Genomic DNA, 15500 nt, shown 5'->3' with positions numbered 1-15500 from the left:
TTTAAACAAGCCCAGCAGCCTCTATCCGAGATGCGCTATGATGGACAAGATGATGGAAAAAATTTAGGTAAAATGAACAGCTGGCTCATTATCGGGGTATTGGCCCTCTATATCGTCTTACTCTTTATCTGCGCCTTTTTTGGTGAGAAACACGCCAGCCGCCTGAGCACGCGTGGGCGCATGCTATTGTTTAGTTTAACTTTAGGGGTCTACTGTTCATCTTGGACCTTTTATGGCGCAACAGGTGCAGCAGTTCGTGAAGGCATTATCTTTCTGCCGATCTACCTTGGCCCACTACTTTTCGTCGCACTGGGCTATGACATTTGGCGTCGTTTAGGCCGCGTCCGTCAGCACCATGCTATTTCATCGATTGCCGATTTTGTCGCTGCACGCTATGGTAAAAGTGGGCCTTTGGCCTCGATGGTGACCATCCTTGCCGTCATTGCGATTATTCCTTACTTAGCCCTGCAGTTACGCGCTATTGCACTCAGTGCTGCGGTGATTTTAGAGCCCACCGCAGGCAGCATCGCCTCAACCACCAACGGTGTGCTGTTCCTCACTGGTATCTTGGCTATTTTAGCCATGATTTTCGGGACGAGGCAGATTGCCAATACAGAACAGCATGGCGGTCTGATGTTGGCGGTTGCCTTCGAGTCTTTTGTCAAACTGTTTGCTTTGCTGTGTGTCGCGCTCTTTTTCGTGTTTGCTGCACCTGAAAACATTCATCAAATCTCCAAAGATGTCGCGGAGACTTTCCATCAAGTACAACTCATTGGTGTACCCGATACATTTTGGATTCAAACCTTGTTGGCTGGACTCGCGATCATTTGCTTACCGCGTCAGTTCCACGTCGCTGTGGTCGAATTGCGTGATGAAAAGCATATTCGCGGGGCACGCCGCTGGTTCGCAGTTTATTTAGTTTTAACCATCATTGCCATTATTCCGATTGCCAGTTGGGCGCTGCATGCAACGCCAGGTTACTTAGCGATCCCCGATGTAGCGGTTTTGTCTTTGCCCTTAAGTTATGGCCAAGACTGGTTAACCTTATTAGCCTTTTTAGGCGGCTTCTCTGCCTCTACGGGTATGCTGTTGGTGTCTTCAGTGGCGCTGTCGATCATGCTCAGTAATGACTTGATCATGCCTGCCTTATGGCGTACCAATTTACTGTCCCGCCACGATAAGCGCTTACCCTTGGTGCTTAAATTTACCCGTCGGGTCTGTATTTTAGCCGTAATGCTCCTGGGTTTTTTGTTCTTCCATTTTTTCAATGATATTGACCAACTCTCAGTCTTTGGCTTGTTGGCCTTTAGTGCGGTGGCTCAGTTCTCACCAGCCCTCATTGGTGGTCTGTACTGGCGTGGCGGCAGTAAACAAGGTGTCTATGCAGGTTTATTGGCGGGTTTTGGTATGTGGGCCTACACCCTGCTGTTACCCACTGTACTGCGCAGTTTACCTGCTGAATATTCACATTTTACCGAAAGCTTTCTCAATTTCGGGCCAATGGGCATTAACTGGTTACGTCCTGAAGCTCTGCTCGGTTTTGAATCCTTTGCCGCACTTACCCATGGGGTGGTATGGGCACTCGGTCTGAATATTATTTTATACATTTGGATTTCCCGAATTTTCCGTCCCAGCGTGGCCGAACAAATTCAAGCAGAAAGCTTTTTCTATTATGAAACCAAGCCACTGCCGACACAGAGCACGTCTACAGACATCAACTACATTCATCACGATGTTGCACGTTTAAAAGTTGGTGATTTAATCACCTTAGCCAAACGGATTACTGGCGATGGCGCAACTATGCGCGCTTTTCAACAGTTCTGTGCCCAGAACAATGTAGTGCTGAATGAAAACAGCAATGCCAACGGCATGTGGTGGCGTTTTACCGAACAATATTTGGCAGGCACTATTGGTGCTGCATCGGCACGTACCCTGCTCACCACCGCAATGGTCAACAATGGCCTCGCCCTAGGTCAAGTGGCAAATATTCTAGACCAAGCCTCACAGTGGCAACGTTTTAATCAAAACCTGATCATGACCATGATTGACCACATGACCCAAGGGGTGAGTGTGGTCGATGAAAATATGTGTTTGGTGGCATGGAATAACCAATATTTAAAACTGTTTGATTATCCAAAAGACATTGTCTATGTCGGTTGTCCGATTTCCGATTTGATTCGGTATAACGCAGAGCGCGGCGAATGTGGCCCGGGTTCGGTCGAAGAACATGTGCGTAAACGGATGCACTGGATGCAAGTCGGTAGCGCACATGAATTTGAACGAATTCGTAAAGATGGTCGTGTCATTCAAATGCGTGGCAACCCAATTGAAGGCGGCGGCTTTGTCACCACCTTTGCCGACATTACCGCCTTCCGTGAAAATGAAGCCATGCTGGAGGCGCGTGTCCAAGACCGAACTCAACAGTTAGCAGATGCATTAACTGAACAACAACTGGCACGTGAGCAAGCAGATAAAGCCAATATGTCGAAAAGCCGCTTTATTGCCGCGGCCAGTCATGACTTATTGCAACCGATGCATGCCGCGCGTCTGTTCAGTACGGCTTTAGAACAAAGTGTACAAAGTGAAGAAGACCGTAAAACGCTACAACAGCTTGATCGTGCCTTACACGGTGCAGAAAGCATGCTATCTGCCCTGTTGGATATTGCCCGTCTGGAAGGTGGCACTATTCAACCGAACCGTCAGGCTTATCCGCTGCATGATTTACTCAGTGACCTCGAATTGCAGTTTAAATCCATTGCCGCACAGCGCGGTATTCGTTTCAGCGTACATGATGCTCAGTTCTGGATAGATACCGACCCACAGTGGATTCGCCGTATTATTCAGAACTTTGTCAGTAATGCCCTACGCTATACTGCCAAAGGCAAAGTGGTGGTGGGTGTACTCCGCTCCACGGACAGACCACGCCATATTCGAATTGGAGTTTGGGATACAGGACCCGGGATTGCAGAAGAACAACGAATCAAACTATTCCAAGAGTTTGAGCGCTGTGGCCATACCTCACCGTGGGGTGAGCAAGGGCTTGGCTTGGGTTTGGCCATCGTACAACGGATGACCAGCCTGCTCGACTACCCGGTACATGTCTATTCGGAGTATGGCAAAGGTTCATGCTTTATGATTGAAGTACAAATCATTGACCCACCAAAAGTCGTGGCAGCGCCTGTACAAGCGGTTCCACTCAAAACCAAAGCCTATAAGATTTTGTGCTTGGACAATGACGAAACCATTTTAGAAGGGATGTCGACTTTACTGACCAAATGGGGCTATCAAGTGTTTAAGGCAACTGAACCTGAACAGGCTTTTGAGATGATTCAACAAGAAAACATTCAGGTCTGGTTGGTCGATCAGCACTTAAATCATGACAAAATTGGTTTGGACTTTATTTTGGCCAATCGCCAAGAAAATGTACCTGTCGCTTTGATTACCGCTGACTCAGATCCTGAACTGCCACAACGAGTCAAAGATATGAATATCGTACTGTTGAAAAAACCGTTAAAACCAGCCTCTTTACGAGCATGGTTATCGGGTTTAAAAATTTCAAATCCTGAATAAATTCACTACATTCGCTCACAAAACCCAAGTCATCTGACTTGGGTTTTGTCTTTTTTAGGCCCTGTATATATGGCAAACTGACTAAAGTTTTAACGGTTTCGACCAAAGTGCTCATTTCCAGCTCTTTGAAGCCCAATAATATTGACTAAAAATTACACATCCATTTTTACTATGGCAAAATACACCACTTACATTAGTGAACACTTGTATACTTAGTTACAATTTTTCAAGTATTTGTTTTATTTAAACTAAATATGCATAAAAACACAAACTACGACTTTAGTCGCATTCATCTCCACAGGGGATTGGCAGATAACTAGGACTAAGAAAAGATCAGTTTTTCTACCTATATACCTCTTCCTTCGCTAAAGAAACTGATCATCCTTCTCTTGGAGTTTTATGATGAACATTTCTAAAGCAATGCCACATGGCTCAGATCAATCACAACAATTTTTGCGCCAGTATAGTGCCAATGCCTTTTTACCCAGTATTGACTGGGTCGAACTCTTTAAACAAAGTAGACTCAACGAGACTCATGTTCAGGCCTTAGATACGCTGTATCACACCGCTATTCCCCTCGCATTACAAGTGTTTGAACAACTCGACTTTGATGTGTTTCGCCCCGCGGCTTACCAACCGCAAGGTTTAGGTCTATTTGAAAAACTTCAGCAACAAGAAGACCCGTTCTTGCTGGCATTGGAAGCCGAATCCAGCGGACTCAGTGAAGATGTGCGCCATCAAATTTGGAGCATGCTCCTTCGCGGCGGTGCAGTTTTGGTGTTTAAAGCATGGCTCGGTAAAGTCAAAACCGATCAGGATCAACTCGACGCCACCCAGTTTGACCAATTGTCGGATCTGCTCTTTATTAAAACACCACCGCAAGTCTTGGCGGATCGCTTAAGTATTGATGCGCAAGGAACACAAGACCATATTTTCCTCATGTATGACAACGAAATCTACTTAGACCGTTTCAACAGCTTGGAAACGGCGGCTTTATTTGTCGATCTTGGCGTGTATGATGCGGCCTTTTTAAGTCTGCGCGATGACCGCGTTGCCGCTTATTTGAAACAACAGGGCTATGTCTCTGAAGAGCAAATTGATGACTTGCAATGCGCTTTAAATCCTTTATTTTGTACCGATGTCACCAGCAAACAAAACTGCTTGGCTTAAACTTAAGACTGAAAAAAAGCGCTGATGATTCAGCGCTTTTTTAATTCAATAGATCAGCTTACATGCGTTTTTCTTCAATATTTAAAGCATTGATCGCAAGGACCGCTTGAGTTCGGTTCTGTACTCCAAGCTTACGGAAAATCGCAGTCACGTGCGCTTTAATCGTCGCTTCTGAAACATCAAGTTCATAAGCAATCTGCTTATTCAGCAAACCTTCTGCCACCATCATCAAAACACGGAACTGCTGCGGTGTTAAGGATTGAATTCGCTCAGCCAGTGCAGTTTCATCGGCAGCACGTGGGTCAAAGTTCATGTTAGCGGGTAAATTTGGTGGCAACCAAATTTCACCATCTAAGACTTCGCGAATTGCTTCGCCAATATGACTTGGATGTGCCGACTTTGGAATATACCCCATCGCTCCATGCGCAATTGAACGCTGAATGATCGACGTCTCTTCATGCGCTGAAACGACAATGATCGGTAATGATGGATACTGGGCACGAACGTGTACCAATGCAGAAAAACCTGAAGCACCTGGTAAGTTTAAGTCCAATAGCACCAAATCAGGTTCAGGACCTTTTTCAAGGCGTTCATAAAACTCGTTTACTGCGGCTGTTTCATGAATTTGAGCTTGCGGTAAGCTATAACGAACAGCTTGGATTAACGCATGGCGAAACAGCGGATGGTCATCAACGATTAATATATTCATAAGCAACGACAGATTTCGAGTGCACTAGTCTTGACTATTCTAACCATACAAGTGCCGATAAGGATATGCAAAGTCTAACTTTTTTTCACTTTATCACGCTTTATTCAGAAAAATAGCCTCAATTCCAAGTCGATCTTGAAATATAAATAACTAATCACATTTTGATATAAAATTTATCAGTACATCGAAAAAGGTTATTTATTTTAAATATATATATAAAATACAACCATTTAATAAAAATTTAAGCAGCCTTTTTCAAGTTCAACAGATATATCTTAAAATCAGATAACTTAACGCTATTTCTTTATTTTACAGACCAAATGCAAATATTAGATAAATAAGTCCATTCCGAGATACAACACTTTAGGGCTGTCCTTATGTCTACTTTACTGCAAAAACCACTCAATATTGTCGCTGTGTCAGGTGGTTTAAATACCCCGTCTAAAACTGAGGCATTAGTACAAGAAATATTAAATGAACTGGGCAATGCAACCCCAATCAATGTACATTTCATTAAATTCAGCGAAATTGGCCATTTACTCGGTGGCGCGATTTACCGCAACCAACTGCCACAACGTGTGCAAGATGACCTAGCCGCGGTCGAAGCTGCCGATGCTTTGATTGTTGGAACACCAGTTTACCGTGCTTCATTTACTGGTTTGTTTAAACACTTTTTCGACTTTGTTGAACAAACGGCGCTGGTCGATGTACCGGTACTACTTGCAGCCTCAGGCGGCAGTGAACGTCATGCCCTGGTACTGGAGCACCAACTTCGCCCACTATTCAGTTTCTTCCAAGCACAAACTTTACCGATTGGGGTCTATGCCACAGACAAAGACTTTACCCCAGCGTATACCATCCACAGTGAATTATTACGAGATCGCATTACTCTTGCCGTAGCTCGTGCTTTACCCATCTTAGAATGGGCACCCGCCAAAGGTCAGCGTGCAGAAGTGGTGAAAGAAAAGACCCAACTTGCCAATCAGAACTTGGGTATCAACACGCAAATCGAACAAGACGATGTATTGCCTTCAGCGGCAGTTCCAAATTTAGATGCAGCCGAGTCCCGCTTGCATCAGAAAAAAGCCAAACCACAGGTCGCTTAACGCAGAAAAGCATTGAGAGGGTTTTCACATGTCACAACAAAATAAAAATATCACGTTTGCTTATTGGGTTCCCAATGTCAGCGGTGGCTTAGTGGTAAGTAATATTGAGCAACGTACGGATTGGAGTTATGACTATAACGTCCGTTTAGCGCAGGCTGCAGAAAAAAGTGGCTTTGATTATGCTCTGACTCAGATTCGTTTTACTGCAGGTTATAACGCAGAAAACCAACATGAATCGGTCAGTTTTAGTCACGGTATCTTAGCCAAAACCAGCAAACTCAAAGTCATTGCCGCTATTTTACCTGGCCCGTGGAAACCCGTGCTTGCCGCAAAACAGCTTGCAACCATCGACCACTTAACCCAAGGACGTATTGCGATTAATGTGGTTAGTGGTTGGTTTCGCGGCGAATTTGATGCCATTGGTGAACCATGGCCTGAACATGACCAACGCTATGCCCGCTCGGAAGAGTTTATTCGTGCATTAAAAGGCGTTTGGACCCAAGACAACTATAGTTTCAATGGAAAATACTACCAGTTCAAAGACTACACCTTGTCCCCCAAACCTGTGCAAAAGCCGCATATTGAAATTTTCCAAGGCGGCAGCTCTCGTGCTGCACGGGATATGGCTGCACGAGTTTCAGACTGGTATTTTACCAATGGCAATACCCCTGATGAACTCAAAAAACAGATTGATGATATTCGTGCAAAAGCCCAACAGAATGGCCATCAGGTCAAAATTGGGGTGAATGCTTTTATCATTGCCCGAGATACCGAGGAAGAAGCGAAAACGGTTCTGCAAGAAATTATTGATAAAGCCAATATTCAAGCGGTACATGCCTTTGGCGATGCCACCCGTGAAGCGGGTGCTGCCACACTGGAAGGTGAAGGCAACTGGGCCAAATCGACCTTTGAAGATTTGGTTCAATACAATGATGGCTTTAAAACCAATTTGATTGGTACACCACGCCAAATTGCCGCACGTATTGTGGAATTAAAAGCCGTTGGTGTGGATTTAATCCTTTCAGGTTTTTTACATTTTATCGAAGAGGTTGAATACTTCGGTGCCAAAGTGTTGCCATTGGTTCGTGAGTTGGAAGCTCAGCAGCAATCCGTTGAGACTGCCAAATCTGCTTAGCTCGGTAAGCAGCAGACACGAACTAAAAAATAATAATCATAGGTGACTCTATTCTTCCCTCAGGGCTCGGCTTGAGGGTTTTTTTATTGGTGTATAATCCGCACAAAGTAAAAAATAACCATTTTATATGAACAACAGCCAACCCTCTAAATTCATTAATCTTTCTTTGGCCTTTTTATGGGGCTATCAAGGTTTAGTTCCTAAAATCCTTTTTATCAATCCCGATGAGATTGCCATTTGGCAAACTTTTGGGCTTTCCTACACACAGGCCCAACTGGCAGGTCAGGGCTCAGGTGTGCTTGAGTGTGTTTTTGCTTTATTGTTCCTCTTTAATTCCAGTAAATATCTGCATTACCTCAGTATCTTTAGCTTAGTGTTTTTATTCGCACTGGTCGCTTTTCTAATACCAGACAGTCTCATTCGTGCTTTTAATCCTGTGGTCATGAACCTTGCAATGATCAGTCTATCCATTTGTTATTGTATGCTTCACAGTCAACAAGCGACTTCCTTTAGTTCACAAAGTAAAGGATCCATATGAATTCAAAATCAGGTTGCATCGTCATTACAGGCAGTTCTAAAGGTATCGGCTTAGGTTTAGCTCAAGCCTTCTTAGAACAACAACAAGCCGTCGTGATTTCTGGCCGAAATAGCACAGATTTACAGCGCACCCTGCAACAGCTACGGCATCGTTTTCCCGCTGCGCTGATTCATGCTGTCACTTGTGATGTCACGCAGATCCATGAAGTACAAATGCTTTGGGATGAAGCCATTCAACACTTTGGTGCTGTTCAGATTTGGATTAATAATGCAGGCAGTTGTACTGCGACACTAGACTTTAAAGATCTCGCAGCAGCAGACATACAGACTGTGGTGCAAACCAATATTCTAGGCAGTATGTTCGGCTCACAAGTGGCCTTAAACGGCATGCTAGCACAAGGCTATGGTCAAATTTTGAACATGGAAGGTTGGGGTACTCGAGGCGAATGGAGTGCAGGCATGACCGCCTATGCCACCACCAAACGTGCCGTAGGGTACTTTAGTCAAGCACTGTTTAAAGAAACCAAACAGACCCACATTCAAGTCGGTACGCTCAGTCCCGGAATGGTGGCAACCGACCTACTGGTATCCTCATGGCAAAATGGCAATGTTCAGCACTGGAACAAAATGAAACGGCTTTTTTTGTTTATTATCGATCCTCCTGAGGTGGTCTGTCGCTATTTGGCTCAACGTATTTTAGAGAATAAACGTCGCCATAGTCGAATCGTATGGATGACGCCCTTACGTCTGTTGCTCCGATTTTTTCGGCCCTATTATTGGCGTCGAAATCCCATTAAAGATACAGTTTTAGCGGATCTCAACTCAAAATAATGCCACATCAAGGTGTAGATCATTTACATTAAACATAAACCCCGAATTAGGAAGACTTCTGATGTACACAGGTATCGTACAAGGCTTAGAGAAAATTCTAGATGTCCGTCAAGGTGATGGTTTTAGCACCCTTGTGGTTTCAAATACACACAACTTTTTTCACGATGTCTTCATCGGTGCAAGTGTAGCCATCAATGGCACCTGCTTAACTGCAACGCGCATCGATCTGACCGCCAACCAAGTCCATTTTGATGTCTCAGATTTGACTCGACGCCTGACCACTTTAGGCACTTTACAGACAGGTGATGAGGTGAATATCGAACGTTCAGCCAAAGTTGGAATGGAAAATGGGGGGCATAACTTGTATGGACATATCGAAGGAACGGCTACAATAAAGCAGCTGAGCCGTCACGGCGAGACTCTGCATGTGGATCTTCACATTCCAGAAGACAATATTAAATACTTTTTCTTAAAAGGCTTTATTGGTCTAAATGGTTGTAGCCTCACCGTCAACCGTGTTGATCGTAACAGTCATGAAATTTCAGTTGATTTGATTCCTGAAACCTTGCGTCTAACCACGTGGGCATCGGTACAAGTCGGCGATGCGGTCAATTATGAAATTGATCAGATGACACGGACGATGGTAGATACCTTAGAAAGCATCCATCAGCGTTAGAACTCTTTAATTTCTAAACGTCTTACACTTACAAATTTGTATACAGCAAACCGATGTACTCCATCAGTACACCAAAATAAAAATACCGTCTGCTTGAGACGGTATTTTTTAGGTCGATTTTAGCCGTTTGGATATACTTCTTTAATCAACACTTCGACCACTTGCGGTTCAGCCAGCGTCGATGTATCGCCCAAACTATCTAACTCGTTCGCCGCAATTTTTCTTAAAATACGGCGCATAATTTTACCTGAACGTGTTTTCGGTAAAGATGGTGCCCAATGTAAGGCATCTGGTGTCGCCACAGGACCGAGTACCTTTCTTACCCACTGAATCAGCTCTGCACGGAGTTCTTCCGTTTGCGCTGTGCCCGCTTGTAAAGTAACAAAAGAACAAATTCCCTGCCCTTTGATTTCATGTGGCATTCCTACTACTGCAGCCTCAGCAACCGCCTCATGTGCCACCAAAGCACTTTCCACTTCAGCCGTGCCTAAGCGGTGCCCTGACACATTCAGTACATCATCCACCCGACCTGTGATCCAGTAATAACCATCTTTATCACGGCGTGCACCATCGCCCGTGAAATACGTTCCCGGATAAGTTGCAAAGTACGCTTCGATAAACCGCTCAGGATCCCCCCAAATGGTTCGCATTTGCCCTGGCCATGAATCCTTAATCACCAGATTGCCTTCAGCTTCTCCTTCTAACTCTTTGCCTTCAGCATCAACCAAAGCGGGTTGAATCCCAAATAAAGGACGCGTTGCAGACCCCGGTTTAAGTGGTGTCGCACCCGGAAGTGGAGAAATCAAAATCCCGCCTGTTTCGGTTTGCCACCAAGTATCCACCACTGGGCAACGGCTTTCCCCCACCACTGTGTAGTACCAATTCCATGCTTCAGGATTGATCGGCTCTCCGACGGAACCAATTAAACGTAAACTGCTACGGTCACTCTCACGGACAAAGGCATCCCCTTCACGCATCATGGCGCGGATCGCTGTCGGGGCAGTGTATAAAATCGTCACATTGTGTTTGTCGACAATATGTCCTGTACGTGCCCAACTTGGATACTGTGGAATCCCCTCAAACATCACTGTTGTGGTTCCATTCGACAAGGGGCCATACAGCACATAAGAATGTCCCGTAATCCAGCCTACATCGGCGGTACACCAAAACACATCATCTTGTTTTAAGTCAAACACTTCACGGAAGGTACTATTCACATAAGTTAAATAGCCCCCTGTGGTATGCAGCACCCCTTTGGGCTTACCGGTTGAACCTGAGGTATATAAAATAAATAGGGGATCTTCGGCATTCATCGGTTCAGGTGGACAAATCTCGTTGACGGTCATGATTTCCATGTGATACCACAAATCACGCCCTTCTTTCAGCGTGATTGGATTGCCTGTACGGTGCACCACAATCACATTTTGTACCGAGTCTGTCCCAGGTAGATTCAATGCTGCGTCTACATTTTCTTTCAGCGGAATCGGTTTACCCCCGCGCATTCCAGAGTCTGCGGTAATCACAATTTTAGCTTGACTGTCATCAATTCGGCTTGCCAATGAATCAGGCGAGAAACCACCAAACACCACACAATGCACGGCACCGATTCGGGCACAGGCCAACATCGAAATGGCCGCTTCTGAAATCATCGGCATATACAGCACCACACGATCACCCTTCACCACACCATGCTTTTTTAGGACATTAGAAAAACGACACACTTCATCATACAGTTCAGCAAAGGAAATGATTTTATGGCGCGACGGATGGTCACCTTCCCAAATAATGGCAGGTTTATACGGATGTTCTTTTAAGTGGCGATCAAGGCAGTTGGCACTTAGGTTTAACTGACCATCGGCAAACCATTCAATTTTAAAATTATCTTTGTCATAACTGGTGTTTTTAACTTGGCTAAAAGGCTTGATCCAATCGAGTTTCAAAGCCTGTTCAGCCCAATATTCATCAGGTTGTTCTATCGATTTTTGATAGCGTTCAAAATATTCTTGTTCATTGGTGCGCGCAGTTTTTTCAAATTCAGCAGGTACAGGATAGACTTCTTTCATATCATACTTCCTTATATTCTGACTCTCATCGCGAGAGTTCATGCCACAGTTATTGGTTTATTATTGGACTGCATAACCACAGTATGACGATTGTTTTTTAAACAGATCAACACGGCTTTGGTCGTATATTATTTCTACAATTTAAAACACATTTTATAGTGATCTTTCAATGAGATCCTGTGTTTAATCCGTAACATGAACAAAGCCGAACTCCGTAAAGTCACTCCAGCTACACTTTTTCAAGCATATTGTTACACTTCAGTCGGTGCTGTTTCATACTTAGGAGCATGACTCAGCGCCTTCATTCCAAAACTCAAGCATTTAAAAAACAGAGAGATAAGTTTTTATCCGTCTATCAATCACCCAGAATGCGATAATTTCATACGCTTTTCTCTATTAAATACACACAATTTTCAGGCAAAATATGCCAAATTTTCAGCGATTGGAGCACCAGTGTCAGAACAAACCAATACCCTGAGCGAGGTTGCTCAAGGTACGTCAGAGATGCTACATGACGCGACAGCGAAAACCACGCAAAGTGTAATTGCACATACGGCAAAATATAATGACGCCTATTCCACCATCGACAAATTTGTCGATAGTTTTTGGGAGCGTATGCCTTATTTTTGTATTGCGCTGATTACCTTCGTCATTTTTTATTTGCTCTCCAAGCTGTTTAAACTTTTTGTTCGTAAAGCACTGTCTGATCGTTCTTATACCAAGCAAAACCTTGTCCTTGTCCTGAACCGTGTCGGCAGTTCGGCCATCGTCTTTATTGGCTTCCTGATTGCCATGGTGATTGCGATTCCGGGTTTCACACCCGGTCAGCTGATGAGTGCTTTGGGGATTGGCTCGGTTGCCATTGGTTTTGCATTTAAAGATATCTTCCAAAACCTACTTTCAGGAATCCTGATTTTACTGGGTGAACCATTTAAGATTGGCGATGACATCATTGTCTCGGGTATGGAAGGTAACGTTGAAGATATTCAAATTCGTGCCACTTACTTACGTGCACCAGATGGTCGTCGTATCGTGATTCCGAATGCGACTGTGTATACCAGTGCGGTCACCGTTAACACCGCCTATCCACGTCGTCGCTGCGAGTTCTTGGTCGGTATTGGTTATGAAGATGACATCAAAAAAGCCAAAGATATTATTTTAGGCATTTTAGACCGAGATACGACCATTTTAAGTCAACCGGGTTTTAGCGTGAACGTCGCTGCACTTGCAGATTTTTCAGTAAATCTTAAAGTTCAATGGTGGGTCAACACCACAGAAACTACGGTATCTGGCTCGATCAGTTCAGTACAAGAATATGTGGTTCAAGCCTTTGCTGAGCAAGGAATTTCTATTCCTTACCCAGTCCAAGAAGTTCGCGTCGCAAAAAATGACAGCTACCCGACAGAAACTTCAACCGCTAAATAAACGCCCTAAAACATAAGGGATCACGGTTTCAGTCCGAATAATACGGTTGCCTAAGCTCACCGCTTGGCAGCCGTTTTTTACAAGTAATTCAACTTCGTAAGGGATAAATCCTCCTTCCGGCCCGATCACAACCGTACAGGGATGCTGAATCGCAAAAGGCATTTTGGCATCGCTATAGGGATGTGCCACATAGGCAGGACAGTCGGCTGAAATCAGGCTTGGCAATTGATCTTCAACAAAAGGCTTAAAGCGTTTATAAATTTCAACTTTCGGTGCAATCGTATCGCCTGCCTGCTCTAGCCCCAAAGTCACATACTGATCCAACTGTTGTAAGAACGGGGTTTGCCAATAACTTTTATCGACCCGATAGCTGTGCAGCAAAATGATTTTTTCAACCCCTAAAGTCACCGCATCCATAATCAAACGACGCAGAACTTTAGGGCGTGGCATCGCGACAATTAAAGTGACTGGTAGTTTGGCTGGTACAGGTTCTTCATATAAGGGTTTTAAGCGTACAGCTGTTTCGGAAACCTCAACCACTTGCGTAAGATGACGCTTCCCGTTTTGTATTCCTACTCTTAAAGTATCACCGACTTTAAGCTCTAAATGACGATGTAAATGTTCAAGCTGACGCTTAGCACTAATGGACCAGACTTCAGATTCAGTTTGGCGCGGATCTAAGAGAACGATATTCATAATTTGAAAAAACTACTTTAAACTGTGCGAACTCGTGATATTCAGCAGCTTAATCACTCATAGTCACAAATAACAATATAAATTTAAAGCCCCTGTGTAGGCATGACCCTACTTTTGAAAGAGCAAAAGTAGGCAAAACTCTTTGTTAGGCTGATAGTACATCCCTATACCACAGCCTAACGGTGGCATACCTGCCACCTCACCGTTCCTATTTTTTGTGAATAGTCTATAAATAAGTATCAATCACTTGAATATGCTTTTTCAAAGAGCCCGTATTTAACTGCATAATCTTTTGTGCAGATTGATTCAGTGTATTGGCCTGCTCAGTATCCTCTAACAGTGTCATCAACACCACGGCAGCTTGTTCAGCATCCTCAACAACTTTCACTGCATTGGCTTGTACAAATTCATCGACAATGGTTTGGAAATTAAAATAGTTTTTGCCCAAAACCGTCGGCACATGTAACGCAATTGGCTCTAAAATATTATGTCCGCCACCCGGTTCATTTAGTGATCCCCCGACAAAACAAGCATTCGATAAGGCATACCATAACCACATCTCCCCCATCGAATCGGCTAAATAGACTTGGGTTTCCGCCTCTATTCTTTGTCCCGTACTTCTGCGAGTGGTATTTAAATTTAAACTCTGTGCAACAGCAAAGACCTCATCAAAACGTTCTGGATGACGCGGCACAACAATACACAACAGTTCAGACTGCGCATCCAAATATGGCTTAAGTGCATTTAACAATTTTTGTTCTTCAGGTGCATGGGTACTGGCAATAGTGATGATCTTACGCCCAGCCAGTGACCATTCTTGCTTGAGCTGAGCTGCCAGTTTGACAGCCGATTCTGGCGCATGAATATCAAACTTAATACTGCCCACCACCTGTGTTAGCGATGGCGCTGCACCGAGCTGAATAAAGCGCTCTGCAGTTGCCCGATCTTGTGCCAAGAGCTGATCTAGCCCATGTAACATCGGCTGCGTCAGGCTAGATACTTTGGCATAGCCTTTGGCTGATTTTTCAGAAAGACGTGCATTAATCAAGATACATGGCACCTGACTCTGCCCCGCTTGGGCAATTAAATTCGGCCAGAGTTCTGTTTCAACCAAAGCCAAAAGTTTGGGCTGATACAATGCAAAAAACTGACGAACTAAAGGCTTTTGATCTGCAGGTAAATATACCGCTTGGAACAGGTCTAAATAAGGTGCTTTTAAAAATAGGGATTTGGCCCGCGCCTGCCCAGTTTTAGTGGTATTGGTCACCAAGACTGGATGACCCTCTTTTAAATAATGCTCGATGAGAGGCTGCGCTGCATTGGTTTCACCCACCGACACCACATGGAACCAAATCGCTTGGCGATTTTTAACGGGTTGAAACGGCCCGAAACGTTCGAGACATTCTTGTTGAAATTGTTCTGTAGTCTCTGCACGTTTTTTTATTTTAGACTTATACAGCGGTTTGATCAGCGCAAGTGCTGCGTTATACCAAAAAGGAGTAGCCAAATACGTGCTCCAAAAATCAATGCAAAAATAAAACAGCGCAACTCATATTATCCCATGAATTGCGCTGTTATCTTG

12 protein-coding genes are annotated in these 15500 nt (G+C 44.3%); 8 read left to right on the top strand and 4 right to left on the bottom strand.

Features of this window, described 5'->3' with window-relative positions; genetic code table 11:
* Nucleotides 1–72: 72 nt before the first annotated feature.
* Nucleotides 73–3570, top strand: coding sequence for a PAS domain-containing hybrid sensor histidine kinase/response regulator (locus AC4MC0_RS00815; RefSeq protein ID WP_094148493.1), 3498 nt, complete (start codon nucleotides 73–75; stop codon nucleotides 3568–3570).
* A 402-nt stretch (nucleotides 3571–3972) separates the two neighbouring features.
* A complete protein-coding gene (locus AC4MC0_RS00810) occupies nucleotides 3973–4740 on the top strand; it encodes a hypothetical protein (protein ID WP_094148468.1) in 768 nt (255 codons plus the stop codon).
* A gap of 58 nt (nucleotides 4741–4798) precedes the next feature.
* Here the strand turns inward: AC4MC0_RS00810 and AC4MC0_RS00805 are convergent, their stop codons facing one another.
* The gene (locus AC4MC0_RS00805; protein ID WP_004691689.1) at nucleotides 4799–5449 is read right to left on the bottom strand and encodes a response regulator; all 651 of its coding nucleotides are present in this window, start codon (nucleotides 5447–5449) and stop codon (nucleotides 4799–4801) included.
* Nucleotides 5450–5826: 377 nt separating this feature from the next.
* Here AC4MC0_RS00805 and msuE point away from each other — a divergent pair, with 377 nt between their 5' ends.
* The 5 genes from msuE to AC4MC0_RS00780 all read left to right on the top strand — a co-directional run bounded on the left by msuE (nucleotide 5827) and on the right by AC4MC0_RS00780 (nucleotide 9734).
* The gene (gene msuE / locus AC4MC0_RS00800; RefSeq protein WP_062032015.1) at nucleotides 5827–6555 is read left to right on the top strand and encodes an FMN reductase; all 729 of its coding nucleotides are present in this window, start codon (nucleotides 5827–5829) and stop codon (nucleotides 6553–6555) included.
* A 28-nt stretch (nucleotides 6556–6583) separates the two neighbouring features.
* On the top strand, nucleotides 6584–7690 hold the full coding sequence (gene sfnG, locus AC4MC0_RS00795; protein ID WP_094148469.1) for a dimethylsulfone monooxygenase SfnG: 1107 nt from the start codon (nucleotides 6584–6586) through the stop codon (nucleotides 7688–7690).
* Between the two features lie 127 nt (nucleotides 7691–7817).
* Nucleotides 7818–8228: a DoxX-like family protein gene (locus tag AC4MC0_RS00790; protein ID WP_094148470.1), complete on the top strand. Its 411-nt coding sequence runs from the start codon at nucleotides 7818–7820 to the stop codon at nucleotides 8226–8228.
* Nucleotides 8225–9058: an SDR family NAD(P)-dependent oxidoreductase gene (locus AC4MC0_RS00785; protein WP_094148471.1), complete on the top strand. Its 834-nt coding sequence runs from the start codon at nucleotides 8225–8227 to the stop codon at nucleotides 9056–9058. The genes AC4MC0_RS00790 and AC4MC0_RS00785 overlap by 4 nt, the downstream gene beginning before the upstream one ends.
* A gap of 61 nt (nucleotides 9059–9119) precedes the next feature.
* Nucleotides 9120–9734 (top strand): riboflavin synthase subunit alpha, encoded by a 615-nt coding sequence (locus tag AC4MC0_RS00780; RefSeq protein ID WP_094148472.1) that lies wholly within the window; start codon nucleotides 9120–9122, stop codon nucleotides 9732–9734.
* Between the two features lie 119 nt (nucleotides 9735–9853).
* Here the strand turns inward: AC4MC0_RS00780 and acs are convergent, their stop codons facing one another.
* Entirely contained in the window at nucleotides 9854–11797 is a 1944-nt protein-coding gene (gene acs / locus AC4MC0_RS00775) for an acetate--CoA ligase (RefSeq protein ID WP_078425079.1), read from the bottom strand.
* Between the two features lie 453 nt (nucleotides 11798–12250).
* Here acs and AC4MC0_RS00770 point away from each other — a divergent pair, with 453 nt between their 5' ends.
* Complete coding sequence (locus AC4MC0_RS00770; protein WP_058870491.1) at nucleotides 12251–13222, top strand: mechanosensitive ion channel family protein; 972 nt, start codon at nucleotides 12251–12253, stop codon at nucleotides 13220–13222.
* On the opposite strand, the gene AC4MC0_RS00765 is transcribed toward AC4MC0_RS00770, so the two are convergent.
* Nucleotides 13208–13918, bottom strand: a complete 711-nt coding sequence (locus tag AC4MC0_RS00765) for a 16S rRNA (uracil(1498)-N(3))-methyltransferase (protein WP_078388327.1) — start codon at nucleotides 13916–13918, stop codon at nucleotides 13208–13210. The two genes, AC4MC0_RS00770 and AC4MC0_RS00765, sit on opposite strands and share 15 nt — an antisense overlap.
* 226 nt (nucleotides 13919–14144) lie before the next feature.
* The gene (locus AC4MC0_RS00760; protein WP_491887215.1) at nucleotides 14145–15425 is read right to left on the bottom strand and encodes a 3-deoxy-D-manno-octulosonic acid transferase; all 1281 of its coding nucleotides are present in this window, start codon (nucleotides 15423–15425) and stop codon (nucleotides 14145–14147) included.
* Nucleotides 15426–15500: the final 75 nt, after the last annotated feature.

It is taken from the genome of Acinetobacter sp. CAU_H_S139_7, from assembly GCF_058599305.1.
The sequence above is the reverse complement of the archived record's forward strand: the minus strand, read 5'-3'. Positions and strand labels throughout refer to the sequence as shown.

Coding starts and splice junctions, on each gene's coding strand:
- AC4MC0_RS00815 (WP_094148493.1), top strand. CDS start 73: ATGAACAGCTGGCTCATTATCGGGGTATTGGCCCTCTATATCGTCTTA.
- AC4MC0_RS00810 (WP_094148468.1), top strand. CDS start 3,973: ATGAACATTTCTAAAGCAATGCCACATGGCTCAGATCAATCACAACAA.
- AC4MC0_RS00805 (WP_004691689.1), bottom strand. CDS start 5,449: ATGAATATATTAATCGTTGATGACCATCCGCTGTTTCGCCATGCGTTA.
- msuE (WP_062032015.1), top strand. CDS start 5,827: ATGTCTACTTTACTGCAAAAACCACTCAATATTGTCGCTGTGTCAGGT.
- sfnG (WP_094148469.1), top strand. CDS start 6,584: ATGTCACAACAAAATAAAAATATCACGTTTGCTTATTGGGTTCCCAAT.
- AC4MC0_RS00790 (WP_094148470.1), top strand. CDS start 7,818: ATGAACAACAGCCAACCCTCTAAATTCATTAATCTTTCTTTGGCCTTT.
- AC4MC0_RS00785 (WP_094148471.1), top strand. CDS start 8,225: ATGAATTCAAAATCAGGTTGCATCGTCATTACAGGCAGTTCTAAAGGT.
- AC4MC0_RS00780 (WP_094148472.1), top strand. CDS start 9,120: ATGTACACAGGTATCGTACAAGGCTTAGAGAAAATTCTAGATGTCCGT.
- acs (WP_078425079.1), bottom strand. CDS start 11,797: ATGAAAGAAGTCTATCCTGTACCTGCTGAATTTGAAAAAACTGCGCGC.
- AC4MC0_RS00765 (WP_078388327.1), bottom strand. CDS start 13,918: ATGAATATCGTTCTCTTAGATCCGCGCCAAACTGAATCTGAAGTCTGG.